The sequence below is a fragment of the Prevotella sp. 20925_1_30 genome (assembly GCF_041433025.1).
Lineage (GTDB): Bacteria > Bacteroidota > Bacteroidia > Bacteroidales > Bacteroidaceae > Prevotella > Prevotella vespertina.
The window spans coordinates 180250-193256 of sequence record NZ_JAPWAR010000002.1; the positions used below are offsets into that span (position 1 = coordinate 180250).

Sequence of the window (13007 nt, forward strand, 5' to 3'; positions counted from 1 at the left end):
CTTATGAACTTCAAAGAAGGAGTAATCATCCCGATTGATAAACCCTACGGCATAACGAGTTTCAAAGCTTTGGCACATGTACGTTATCTCTGTACACAAGCTAATGATGGAAAAGTGAAGATTGGTCATGCAGGAACGTTAGATCCCTTGGCAACGGGTGTACTAATTCTCGCTACGGGGAAGATGACAAAGCAAATAGAAACATTGCAGGCGCACACGAAGGAATATGTTGCTACATTACAATTGGGAGCTACAACTCCTAGTTATGATATGGAACATGAGGTGAACGAGAATTTTCCTGTAGAGCATATCACACGTGAATTGATAGATAAAACTTTGCCACAATTCGTGGGTGATATAGAACAGATCCCTCCAACCTATAGTGCTGTGAAGGTCGATGGGAAACGCGCTTTTGACTATCGTCGTAGTGGAAAAGAGGTTGTATTGAAGGCTAAAAATATCCATATAGATGAGATAGAAGTCTTGAACTTTGATACAGCTAAGATGCAATTGACAATTCGGGTTGGATGTGGTAAGGGTACTTACATTCGTGCGTTGGCACGCGATCTAGGACGAGCAATGCATAGCGGAGCCTATCTTACGGCATTGCGACGTACAAGAGTTGGTGACGTAAAAGTCGAAGATTGTGTTAATTATGACCAGTTTGAGACATGGCTCCAACAACAAATAATAGATAAATAAAACTCTCCCAAAATATTAATATGAAGCTTTCACAATTCAAATTCAATTTACCTAAAGAGCAGGTTGCTTTATATCCTCATTCTTCTAAACGTGTATTGACACGTTCTGATGGTAGTACGCAGACTTTCACAATCACTCGCCGAGATGAAAGCCGGTTAATGGTTGTACATCGTAAGTCTGGTAAGATTGATATGTTCAAGGGTGAAGTGAATGGAGATCCTACAGAGGATGATTATATCCGCTTCAAAGATGTATTCGATTACTTTGAAGAGGGTGATGCCTTTATATTCAATGATACAAAGGTGTTCCCTGCTCGTTTGTATGGTACTAAGGAGAAGACAGATGCAAAGATAGAGGTGTTCTTGCTTAGAGAACTTAATCAAGAGATGCGTCTATGGGATGTGTTGGTTGAGCCTGCCCGTAAGATTCGTATTGGTAATAAACTCTTCTTTGATGAATCAGGAACAATGGTCGCAGAAGTAATTGACAATACTACCTCACGTGGTCGTACACTTCGTTTCCTATATGATTGTCCTCACGAGGAGTTTAAACGAGAGTTATTCGCTTTAGGTGAAGCACCATTACCACGTTACATCATTGATAATCGTCCAAAGGAAGAAGGAGAAGAATTTGCTCATGCAACGAAAGAAGATATGGAGAATTTCCAGTCTGTCTTTGCAAAGAATGAGGGAGCAGTATCTGCGCCAGGTACTAATATTCATTTCTCTGAGCACATGATGAAGATGATGGAGATTCGTGGAATAAAGAAATCGTTTATCACTTTGCATTGTGGTTTGGGTAACTTCCATGATATAGAGGTGGAGGATTTGACTAAACATAAGATGGATTCTGAAGAGATGCACATCAATGCTGAGGCTTGTGAGATTGCTAACAATGCAAAGAAAGCAGGACATCATTTATGTGCTGTTGGTGCGAGTGTTGTAAAGGCGACAGAGACAGCTGTTGGTACTGATGGTATGTTGAAGGAATATGATGGTTGGACTAATGAGTTCATCTTCCCCCCTTATAACTTCGGTTTCGCAGATTCTATGTTGGTTAACTTCTATCAACCTTATTCAACTCTATTGATGGAAACAGCAGCTTTTGGAGGTTATGACCTTATAATGGAGGCTTATGACAAAGCAGTGAAGAATGGTTATATGTTTGGTTGCTTTGGTGATTCATTGTTGATTCTCAACGATTAGTATGCATATAGTTTATTTATCCCTCGGTACAAACCTTGGAAACAGAAAGGCTATTATGCACGAGGCTATAACACGAATAGGAGAAAAGATTGGCACAGTATTGCGCCAATCTTCTTTTCACGAGACAGAGCCTTGGGGATTTGAAAGTCCTAATCTCTTCCTCAATGCTTGTGTATGTGTGTCTACTTCTCTTGCCCCCCGACAGCTATTAGAGGCGACACAAGCCATAGAAATAGAGATGGGAAGAGTGAAGAAGTCAATCAATGCACAATATACAGACCGTATCATAGATATTGATATTCTACTTTATGACAACCTAAATATCAACGAACCAAACCTTGTTATCCCTCATCCTTTGATGGAAGAACGCGATTTTGTGATGTTACCTTTAAAGGAAATATGGGATGACTGAATCGTCTACATGCAACAATATAAACTAAATCTATTTGTTTTGAGAACTCTCAAACGCAAGAATCTTGATATAAATATAACAAACCAATATACTTGACTAATAATATAAACAAATGAAAAGAACAATCTTACTGATGTTAACTGTGTGTGCAAATATTTTATTAGCTAACGCAGATCCTATCACCAAAGCACAGGCTTTGAGTATTGCCTCAAAATATATCAATAAACCAATACTCTCAGGCAATTCTCCTAAGACTCGCTCGTCACAAGCTAATGAGCAACCAGCTTATTACATTTTTACTAATCCAAACGACAAGAAATTCGTTATTATCTCTGGAGAAAGTAAACTCAACGAGCTCGTGGGTTATGGAGATAAGATGACAGAAAACCCCAACGACCAGCCTCCATACTTCAAACTGTTCTTAAAGGAATATGAACGTGTTGTAAAAGAGGTGCGTTCTAAAGCTGCAACTACTACTCCACAGCGTCCTATCAAACGAAAAGTAGAACCCTTGCTTACTTGTAAGTGGAGCCAGTATGACCCTTTCAATAAGTACACCCCACTAAGTAATGGACAGCATACACCTACTGGTTGTGTTGCAACAGCCACAGCACAGGTGATGTTCTACAATAAATGGCCTAAGAATCGACCACAAGATTATATAGCATCGACAGGTGATGATGCTAAGAAGAGTGCTACTTATTGGTGGGATGAGATGAAGAACACGACTAATGAGATGGGAACGGAACATTCTCGACAAGCCGTTGGCGTATTGATGTCTGACATCGGTAAGGCTGTCAATATGAGATACTATTATAGAGGTAGTGACTCAAACTTACAATATGCTTGCAATGCACTTCGCGACAAGTTCGACTATACGGTACGTTATCTTGACAAAAACTTCCTTCCTGCCAATGACTTCCTCAATGAGGTGATGCAAGAAATCTCAGACGGATACCCTGTCTTGGTAGTAGGTGGACCTCATGCCTTTGTTTATGATGGATATGATGAACAGGGGCTCATTCATACCAACTGGGGCTGGGGAGGTGAAAACGACGGATACTTCGACATCAACATAGTTACCCTTAATGTTTCAGGCTTTGCCCTCAATAGTGGAACATTCTGGGACGACATCTCAGTTGTCTTTGCCCATCCTAATGACGGTAAGGCTACACCTTTTAAGGATATAGAGCGCGGATTAGATGCAAGAACCACCACATCGCTCACTATTGACAAGACAGAGGCAAGCCGTTCTGAAAGTTTTAGTGCAAAGATTGAGAAGTTAGGCTCGTATAGTTCGGTGAAAGGTGAACTTGGTGTATTCACTGGCAAGGTTGCACTTGCCCTCTATAATGACAAGAACAAAAAAGTAAAAATCTTCAACTCAACTGCAAGCGACCAGACTTGGGCATCTATCTTTACTTCCATGTCCTTTGATGTTGCTGATATTAACTTTAAGGGTATTGCTGACGGAAACTACCGTTTAGTACCAGTATTCTCTGAGATGCTCGATACCAAAACAAAGGAACACGGTGACTGGAAACCTATCACTCACGCCAATGAAATAGAAGTAAGACTCACTGCAGATGCTGTTCACATCAATACAAATAACCCTAAGGATGTTGTTGTGATTGAGAAAAGCCCAAGTGTACTCTCCCCTTTCTATGAAGATGCTGGAAATGCGGCCTTTAGTTTTACGATGTACAATCCAGGTAGAGAGGAAGTACGTGGCGACTTGGTGATGACACTCACTAATCAAGAGACTAAAGAGGTCTTTAATGGCTATCTACTTACGCCTAACGTTGTTGCACAACGACTTGGTCGATCAACCTTTATCATCAAAATGCTTACGCTTTATTATAGCCCGGGTAAGGTTGGAAAATTGCCCAAAGGTAAATATGACGTAACGCTATCGATAAAGGTTAATAGAAATGGTACGGACGTCAATGTACCTATTAAGATGAAAGAACCTTTCAAGATTGAAGTATTGCCTAAGCCGGACAATGGAAATATTCTGTTTACTTTTATTGATTATTATGCGGATGGTGAATACGCTAATTATAGTACCTTCCAGCTGAATAAAATAAAAGAAATAAGTCTGCAAGTACATTCTAAAGTATCTGGTTATCAGATTAAGAATGGCTATCGTGGTCCAATTCATTATCGTCTACTCGATTTGACAAGTAACAAGTGGATTGAATTGGGAACAGTACGTTATGTTTATCTCCCTTGTGATGCAGACAACAATGCAGCCCAAACACGTATCACCTTTGCTTCTTCTCAATTAGAGCCTAATCATTCATACGAGATACACATAGAGGTTGAAAGGGATGGGAAACGAGAAGACATTTGGAATCCTAATACGTTACGCAATGTATTTAATATGGTAGATGAGTTTAAACCTACAGGCATTGGCTTGCTTAAGGATTACAAGGAGTCTGTAAAGAATATATTTACTTTGCAAGGTATTCGTTTATCAAAGACTTGGGAAGAGCTCCCTGTAGGCATCTATATTATAGATGGTAAGAAAGTGATAAAGACAAGATAACAGAAAAAAGGTAAGAAAGGAAAGCTTAAATAGCTTTGACTTTCTTACCTTTTATATTTTACTTAGCTGTAAGTCTTACTTACGGAGACCTAAAGCCTTTACGATAGCACGATAGCGCTCAATGTCACGATCATAAAGATAGTTGAGTAAAGCACGACGTTTACCAACAAGATGAGTTAGTGAACGAGTAGTAACATAGTCCTTACGATTCTTCTTTACGTGTTCTGTCAAGTGCTTGATTCGATAAGAGAAAAGTGCAATCTGGCTCTCTGCAGAACCTGTATCTGAACTCTTCTGAGCCTTACCAAACTGTGCGAAAATCTCTTCTTTCTTTGCTTTTTCTAAATACATAGTTTTGTTTGATTAATTAATTGTGCAATTACATTCTTCTATTGCTAGCCTGCCTTAATCACAACAGACCACAACATCAAATGCATCGGAATATCCGAAAACGCGGTGCAAAGATACAACTTTTTCTCTGAACGACAAGCGTTTTCCATTTTTTATTAGTACTTTTGCACCGTAATTCAGCGTAAGTTTTTAAGGTAAATACATGCAAGATATTCGTAACATCGCAGTTATTGCGCACGTTGACCATGGTAAAACGACCTTGGTTGACAAGATGATGCTCGCTGGTAAGCTTTTCCGTGATGGACAAGACAACAGTGGAGAAGTTCTCGACTCTAATGACTTGGAGCGTGAACGAGGGATAACGATTCTGAGTAAGAATGTAAGTATCAATTGGAAAGGAGTAAAGATTAATATTCTTGACACCCCTGGTCACTCTGATTTTGGTGGTGAGGTAGAGCGTGTATTGAACATGGCAGATGGTTGCCTATTGCTCGTAGATGCTTTTGAAGGTCCTATGCCACAAACTCGCTTTGTGTTGCAAAAGGCTTTGCAATTAGGCTTGAAACCTGTTGTTGTTATTAATAAGGTGGACAAACCTAATTGTCGTCCAGAGGAGGTATATGAGATGGTGTTCGATCTTATGTGTGACCTGAATGCTACAGAGGAGCAGTTGAACTTCCCAGTTGTCTATGGTTCTGCCAAGAATGGTTGGATGAGTGAAGACTGGAAGAAACCAACTGATAATATTGAATATTTGCTAGATCTTATTCTCGAAGCAATTCCTGCTCCTAAGCAGCTTGAGGGTACACCACAGATGTTGATTACTTCTTTGGATTACTCAAGCTATACTGGTCGTATTGCAGTCGGTCGTGTACATCGTGGTACATTGAAGGATGGTCAGAACATCACAATCTGTCATCGTGATGGAACACAAGAACGCACGAAGATAAAGGAGCTTCATACTTTCGAAGGTATGGGACATAAGAAGACAGATCATGTCGATTCTGGTGATATCTGTGCTGTAATTGGTTTGGAGAAGTTCGAGATTGGTGATACAATCGCAGATTTTGAGAACCCTGAACCATTACCACCTATTGCGGTAGATGAGCCTACTATGAGTATGCTCTTCACCATTAATGACTCTCCTTTCTTTGGTAAAGAAGGTAAGTTCTGCACTTCTCGCCACATTAGTGACCGTTTGAACAAAGAGTTGGAGAAGAACCTTGCATTGCGTGTTCGCCCTATGGAGGGTTCAATGGATAAGTGGATTGTCAGTGGTCGTGGTGTTCTTCACCTGTCAGTTCTCGTTGAGACAATGCGTCGTGAGGGCTACGAGCTTCAGGTTGGACAGCCACAAGTTATCTACAAGGAGATTGATGGACAGAAATGTGAGCCTATTGAGGAATTGACAATCAACGTACCAACAGACTTCTCAAGTAAGATGATTGATATGGTAACACGTCGTAAAGGTGACTTGTTAGGTATGGATGCAGAGGGAGATCGTGTTAACATCACCTTTGAAATCCCATCACGTGGTATCATCGGCTTACGTACTAACGTCCTTACTGCTAGTCAGGGTGAGGCTATTATGGCGCATCGTTTTAAGAATTATCAGCCTTTCAAGGGAGAGATAGTACGCCGTACCAATGGTTCAATGATTGCTCTTGAGAATGGAACAGCCTACGCTTATGCTATTGATAAGCTCCAGGATCGTGGTAAGTTCTTCATTGATGCAGGTGAGGAAGTATATGGTGGACAGGTAGTAGGCGAGCACGTTCATGATAATGACCTCGTTATCAACGTTACAAAGGCAAAGCAGTTGACTAACGTCCGTGCTTCTGGTTCTGATGAGAAGGCTCGTGTTATACCAAAGACAGAGATGAGTCTTGAGGAATGTCTTGAGTATATCAAAGGTAACGAGTATGTTGAGGTAACGCCAAAGAATATTCGTATGCGTAAGATAACGCTTGATCATTTGGAGCGTAAGCGCGAGAACAAGGATTAAATCTTATTTCAATCATAAGACGAGGGGGCGACTATCCAGTGGGGTAGCCGCCTCTTTTTGTATTGTCCGATGTAATGGACGTTTGGTAAACAGATACCCCTAAACCTCTCGAAACCCTTTTGTTTATCACCTTTGCAGCATTTGGTATCCCCTTTCCTCTTATATCTTGCATCTCCTTCTCCTATACCTTACATCTTTCTCTCCTATATCTTGCGTCTTTTTCTTCTATACCTTGCATTTAAAACTCTCGTAAGAAATCTTTGTCTCATCATGATGAAATCAGTGTCTCATCACGATGAAACTTGTGTCTCATCATGATGAAACTAGTGTCTCATCGTGATGAAACAAAGAAAACACATACATGTAAAAGACGCAAGTCTAGTAGGTAATTAAAAGAGAGTATAGGAGAAATGAAATGCAAACAGGTACTCTAACAAGCGCTAACACCTAATCCTCGATTCGTATAGTACTACTTCCTTGAACCTTAGTCAATACTTCTAAATAAATAAAGTCCTTGAAGATAGAGGCTTCTTACAATCTCTTTAATTCTTCAAGAAACGTCTATTACGCCTCTATTCCATTGTTTATATGCAAGGAGTTAGCACTGGTCTTTACGATGAATAAAGTATTGCCTAAAACCTTAGCTTACTTGCTTTATTAACAGATTATGCTTATTTTTGTAACCGAGTTCAAGGCTCTCTCCAATGGTACTAGTTAGTTATTTCGAGAGTAGGGCAGTATGAGATTCAAATAATAAAAGGTTAGTCTATGTTAGGAGCAATAGTTGGGGACATCATAGGGTCAGCCTATGAGTTTAATAATACGAAGCGGAAAGAGTTCCATTTGTTTACTCCGAGGAGTAAATTCACAGATGATACGGTGATGACGTTGGCTGTGGCTCGATGGCTGTGTGACGATAAGGAGCACCGCAAAGAAACACTGGTTCGATACATGCAAGAGCTTGGCAGACATTATCCAACGGCTGGTTATGCTGGTAGTTTTATGCGTTGGTTGTATAATCCAGAGCCTCAACCTTATAATAGCTATGGGAATGGCTCTGCTATGAGGGTAAGCCCCGTTGCGTTCTATGCGCATAGTTTACAGGAAGCATTAGGTCTTGCGAAGATATCAGCAGAGGTGACACACAATCATCCCGAAGGCATAAAAGGAGCACAAGCAATTGCTTCCTCCATTTATCTTGCACGTCATGGAGCAACGAAAGAAGAGATTAAGAGCTATGTAGAGGAGCAATTTCATTATGATTTAAGTCGGCAATTGGATGATATCCGACCTACTTATTCCTATGATATGTCCTGTCAGAATACTGTCCCACAGGCTCTTTTAGCATTCCTTGAAGGTGCTAACTTTGAAGATGTGATGCGTTCGGCGGTATCTATAGGAGGCGATTCTGATACGATAGCAGCAATGGCTGGTGGTATAGCCCAAGCCTTTTACGTGATTCCAAAGAAGCTTTCAAGTTATTGCTATGCCCTTCTGACACCCGAATTGCGTGGCGTTCTTAATGATTTTGAAGACTTGTTGGGCTGTCGAGAGGCTGATCCTTTTAACATTGAACGTTTCATAGAGGCACAGAATACGAGTAATACTTATCGCCAAGCATTGGCAGAAATGCAGCAAGGACACAAGCAGACGCATTGGATATGGTTTATTTTCCCACAGCTAAAAGGCTTTGGTCACAGTGCGTATTCACAGTATTATGGGTTGGCTGATACCGATGAAGCACGCACTTATCTGGCTCATCCATTATTGAACGAACGCTTACGCACAATCACTAAGGCAGTCCTGTTGCATGGCAATATGGAGGTGAAAAGGATAATGGGGAGTAGCATTGATGCCGTCAAACTCAAATCTTCTATGACGCTATTTGACGTAGTTTGTCCTAATGATATCTTTGAAGAAGTACTGAAAACGTTCTATGGTGGGGAGCGAGATAGCCTAACCTTGAATAAATTAGGTTTATAGGATAAGAGGATTTAAGTCTGATGAGCAAGTAGGGAGAGTATAATAAATAGCGAATAATATCGTTTTCTATGATGTAATCTTTAACTTAATAAAATTCAAAACCCAATGAAACGGATAATTACATTAGCTTTCTTGAGTGCCATCTCGTTGGCTTCTTTTGCGCAGAGTAAGGTTGGAACATGGTCTGTGATACCTCATGTTGGCGTGTCGATAGCCTCTCTAACTCATCAATCAGGCGGCATAGAGGTTGGTGATAATCAATCTCAAGAGCTGAAGCCACAGGCTCGCCCAGGTTTTACTGGTGGTGTTGATGTGCTGTATCAGGCGTCTGATATAGTTGGATTATCTATCGGTCTAAGTTACGTCCAAGCTGGTTGTAAGTACAAGGACGTTGATGATAATGGTATGATATGGCACGATCATTACGCTCGAACGGACTATATCTCGGTTCCTCTTGTGGCTCATTCTTACATTGCGCCAGGACTTTCAATCAACGTAGGTGTCGCTCCTTCTTTCTTAATCTATGGTAAGTATCATGCTGGAATGCTTAGTTATGACCTTGATGCAGATGGGCATAGAACGAATGTACAAGAGGGTGTGATAGACATAGATACTAAGAAAGGACTACGCAATTTCACCCTTTCAATCCCCGTTGGTATCAGTTATGAGTATGAGAATGTGGTGTTAGATGCCCGTTATAATGTGGGTGTACTCAATGCTTATAAATATGGACTAACAGCCCGCAATAAGGTCTTTGAGGTATCTGTAGGTTATAAGTTTGATTTGTAAGAACAGTCCTATTACCTTCTCCCAGTCTAACGGAAAGCCTCCCCAAGTCCCTCTGAAGGAGGGGATGTTGCCTAATGGAAGTTTGCTGGGAAAGTCTTGCTTGTTTTGAAGGAACGCCCTCTTCAATGCGAAGAAGGCGTTTCTTCATGTCAAAGAAACGCCTTCCTTAAATGGAGAAGAGGCTCTCTTTCCTTGCACCCATTCGTTCTTCCTCCCTTTGGGGATGTTGGGAATGGTTTCAAAGACAGCTTACTTCCCCCGTTGTTTCAGTCTATGTAGAAGCCAGAAGTAGGCTGGGATAAGGAATAAATCAGCCATTAGCCATGCGACAGGGTCGGCATAACAGACGCCTAACCATGCGAAGGTTGGTACTAACCAGAGGCTAACACCACAACGGGCAATCATCTCCATGACACCACTCATCATACTCAAATTGCTATATCCGAGCCCCTGAATGCTATAACGGAGGATGACCAGCACACCTAATGACGGATAGAACCAGTTGGCAATACGCATGAGTTGGGCTGCATTAGCGATGACCTCTTGCTCACCACTATTGACAAAGAGCATCATCATCTCGTCTGCAAAAGGATAGATAATCGCCACTGTCAATACGAAATAAGCCATCATAATCCACATAGAATCGCGCACTCCCGTCTTTACTCGGTCTATTCTCTTAGCTCCAATGTTCTGTCCACAATAGGTTGCCATGGCTACACCGATATTTTCCAGCACACAGGTAAAGAGATATTTAATGCGTATTGCCGCCGTAAACGATGCTACATAAATCGTACCAAGGGCGTTGTTCGCACTCTGAAGCATGATGATACCAATGGAAGTGATGGAGAATTGCAGTCCCATTGGTATGCCATTGTTTAGTAGAATACTAATCTTCTTGTTATCGAAAGAGCGTTCCTCGCCCTTGGGAACAAGGATCGTTAGCTTCTTTTTAATATACCACCAACACAGAACGGAAGCAACAGCTTGACTCAAGAAAGTGGCGATACCTGCTCCTTCTACGCCCATTCTCAATAAGAGAATAAGCACGATATCAAGCAAGATGTTGAGGAATGACGATGCAATTAAGAAGTAGAAAGGTTGCTTCGAGTTCCCCAGTGCACGTATCTGACCCGATAGTAAGTTGTAAGCAATGGTAAATGGAATCGTACAGAACTGTAGGAAGAGGAAGACGTAAGCGTCATGGAACACATCCTCTGGCGTGTTGACGAGGTGAAGAATCTTACCACAAAAAATGCAAGAAAGCAATGTGATGACGATTGCCAATACAACGGCAATACGGATGGAATTGCTTACGTAGCATCGCATCTTGTGATAATCGCCCGCTCCGAAAGCCTGTGCTATAGGGATGGCGAAGCCTGCGCACGAACCATTACAGAACCCCATGATAAGGAACATAATGCTGCTTGAGGCTCCAACAGCCGCTAATGCGTTCACTCCTATCCATCGCCCGACGATGGCGGCATCGATGATTAGATACATCTGCTGCAATAGGTAGCCGAGAATAAGGGGTATGGCAAACTTGATGATGGCGCGAGATGGTGCGCCTTGGGTCATACTTTCTGTATGAATTGATTGTGGCATGGTGTGGTTGTGTTAGTGGTTGACGAGTTAACGGGTAGACGAGTTGACGAGTTAATAGGTCGTGTCGCTATCATTGCAAGCAACTTGTCAACTTGTCAACCCGTCTACTCGTCCACTTGTCTACTCTTTCTCCGGATACAGAAGATTAGCTTCTGTGATGTTATCCAGCACCTCTGTGAGGAATTTACGTGATTCCCACTTAGCCATGGGGAGGTCATGTAGTAGATAGTTACCGCAGTCGCGTGGTGCAGCACCAGGTATCTCGCCCTCGTAATCAGCGACGAATTGGAAGGTGCGACGCATGAGTTCTACAATATCCTTCGACTCCAAGTCGCCTTGAAGGATAAGGTAATTACCCGTCAAGCAGCCCATTGGTCCCCAATATACAACTCGGTCTTTCCATTCCGGGTCGTTGCGAAGATAGGTAGCAGCTAAATGCTCAATAGTATGGATAGCCCCCACGTGCAGCACAGGCTCACGGTTTGGCTCCTTCATACGTATGTCGAAGGTGGTAACAACCTCGTTGCCAACCTCGTCTTTACGGCTTACGTAAATGCCACGTAGCAATCGCTCGTGGTCAATAGTGAATGATGGAATCTTGTTCATAGTTGCTTTCTTTTGTTGTTATATTACTGTGTAACGAGGCTCTCACTCCTTTTATATGATATTAATAAAGTGCTTCGTCACCTCGAAGCTACCGTTAGCTATCCTGTTCCAGAAGTCGAAATACTGGCTAGCCTTGTTATCCTTCAATGGAATATCACTGATGACACGGAAGGATATAAAGGGTTTCTTGTAGATGTGGCAGACCTGTGCAATGGAGCAACTCTCCATATCGACAGCTGTTGCCGATGGGAACTTATCAAGGATCTGTTGCATCTTCTCCCGTGAGTTAACGAACCATTCGCCACTAACAGTGAGCCCTGCTTTGACATGAATATCCTTACAATCGTTACGTGTGTTTAGTGAGAGAGCCTTCTCAATGAGCTCTGTTGGTGCCTTAAAACGGGCTGGCATACCAATAATCTGACCATATTGTACCTCGTCACCACAATATGCGTCATGGTAAGTACACTCGCTTGCTACCACCACATCAGTTACCTCCAAAGAGGTGTCGGCACCGCCTGCACAACCACTTGATATTACTAAGTCGGGGTTGTAGTGATTAATCATCTCCACAGCACCAATAGCCGAGTTAACCTTACCAATACCACATTGTTGCAGGATAATCTCCTTATCCTCTAGCGTTCCGGTTACGAAGTCTTTATGATGATAACGCTCTGTTTGCGTGTCTGAGAGAATTGACTTGAGTTGCGTGAACTCCTTGTCCATCGCAACGATGATTCCTATTTTCATACTGCAAAGGTACGAAAAAGTTAGAAGTTGGATGTTGTAAGTACTTTGTTTTTT

Annotated in this window: 11 protein-coding genes; 7 read left to right on the plus strand and 4 right to left on the minus strand. The window is 41.8% G+C overall.

Features of this window, described 5'->3' with window-relative positions:
• The first annotated feature begins 3 nt into the window (after positions 1-3).
• The 4 genes from truB to O3603_RS01830 all read left to right on the plus strand — a co-directional run bounded on the left by truB (position 4) and on the right by O3603_RS01830 (position 4867).
• On the plus strand, positions 4-702 hold the full coding sequence (truB, locus tag O3603_RS01815; protein WP_371519969.1) for a tRNA pseudouridine(55) synthase TruB: 699 nt from the start codon (positions 4-6) through the stop codon (positions 700-702).
• Positions 703-722: 20 nt separating this feature from the next.
• Entirely contained in the window at positions 723-1907 is a 1185-nt protein-coding gene (locus O3603_RS01820) for an S-adenosylmethionine:tRNA ribosyltransferase-isomerase (RefSeq protein ID WP_009434313.1), read from the plus strand.
• 1 nt (position 1908) lies between these two features.
• Entirely contained in the window at positions 1909-2319 is a 411-nt protein-coding gene (gene folK / locus O3603_RS01825) for a 2-amino-4-hydroxy-6-hydroxymethyldihydropteridine diphosphokinase (protein ID WP_004383840.1), read from the plus strand.
• A 112-nt stretch (positions 2320-2431) separates the two neighbouring features.
• A complete protein-coding gene (locus tag O3603_RS01830; protein ID WP_371519972.1) occupies positions 2432-4867 on the plus strand; it encodes a C10 family peptidase in 2436 nt (811 codons plus the stop codon).
• 75 nt (positions 4868-4942) lie between these two features.
• Here the strand turns inward: O3603_RS01830 and rpsO are convergent, their stop codons facing one another.
• Positions 4943-5218 carry a 30S ribosomal protein S15 gene (gene rpsO, locus O3603_RS01835; RefSeq protein ID WP_311453962.1) on the minus strand — a complete coding sequence of 92 codons (276 nt, stop codon included), beginning with the start codon at positions 5216-5218 and terminating at the stop codon, positions 4943-4945.
• Positions 5219-5420: 202 nt separating this feature from the next.
• Here rpsO and typA point away from each other — a divergent pair, with 202 nt between their 5' ends.
• The 3 genes from typA to O3603_RS01850 all read left to right on the plus strand — a co-directional run bounded on the left by typA (position 5421) and on the right by O3603_RS01850 (position 9995).
• Positions 5421-7223, plus strand: coding sequence for a translational GTPase TypA (gene typA / locus O3603_RS01840; RefSeq protein WP_009434312.1), 1803 nt, complete (start codon positions 5421-5423; stop codon positions 7221-7223).
• 768 nt (positions 7224-7991) lie between these two features.
• On the plus strand, positions 7992-9206 hold the full coding sequence (locus O3603_RS01845) for a DUF1810 family protein (protein ID WP_371519975.1): 1215 nt from the start codon (positions 7992-7994) through the stop codon (positions 9204-9206).
• Positions 9207-9311: 105 nt separating this feature from the next.
• Entirely contained in the window at positions 9312-9995 is a 684-nt protein-coding gene (locus O3603_RS01850) for a porin family protein (protein WP_371519978.1), read from the plus strand.
• A 249-nt stretch (positions 9996-10244) separates the two neighbouring features.
• Here O3603_RS01850 and O3603_RS01855 read toward each other — a convergent pair whose 3' ends face one another.
• The 3 genes from O3603_RS01855 to O3603_RS01865 form a co-directional block, all read right to left on the minus strand.
• A complete protein-coding gene (locus O3603_RS01855) occupies positions 10245-11597 on the minus strand; it encodes an MATE family efflux transporter (RefSeq protein WP_371519981.1) in 1353 nt (450 codons plus the stop codon).
• Positions 11598-11717: 120 nt separating this feature from the next.
• Entirely contained in the window at positions 11718-12203 is a 486-nt protein-coding gene (locus O3603_RS01860; RefSeq protein WP_004383851.1) for an S-ribosylhomocysteine lyase, read from the minus strand.
• A 51-nt stretch (positions 12204-12254) separates the two neighbouring features.
• The gene (locus tag O3603_RS01865; RefSeq protein ID WP_371519984.1) at positions 12255-12953 is read right to left on the minus strand and encodes a 5'-methylthioadenosine/adenosylhomocysteine nucleosidase; all 699 of its coding nucleotides are present in this window, start codon (positions 12951-12953) and stop codon (positions 12255-12257) included.
• Positions 12954-13007: the final 54 nt, after the last annotated feature.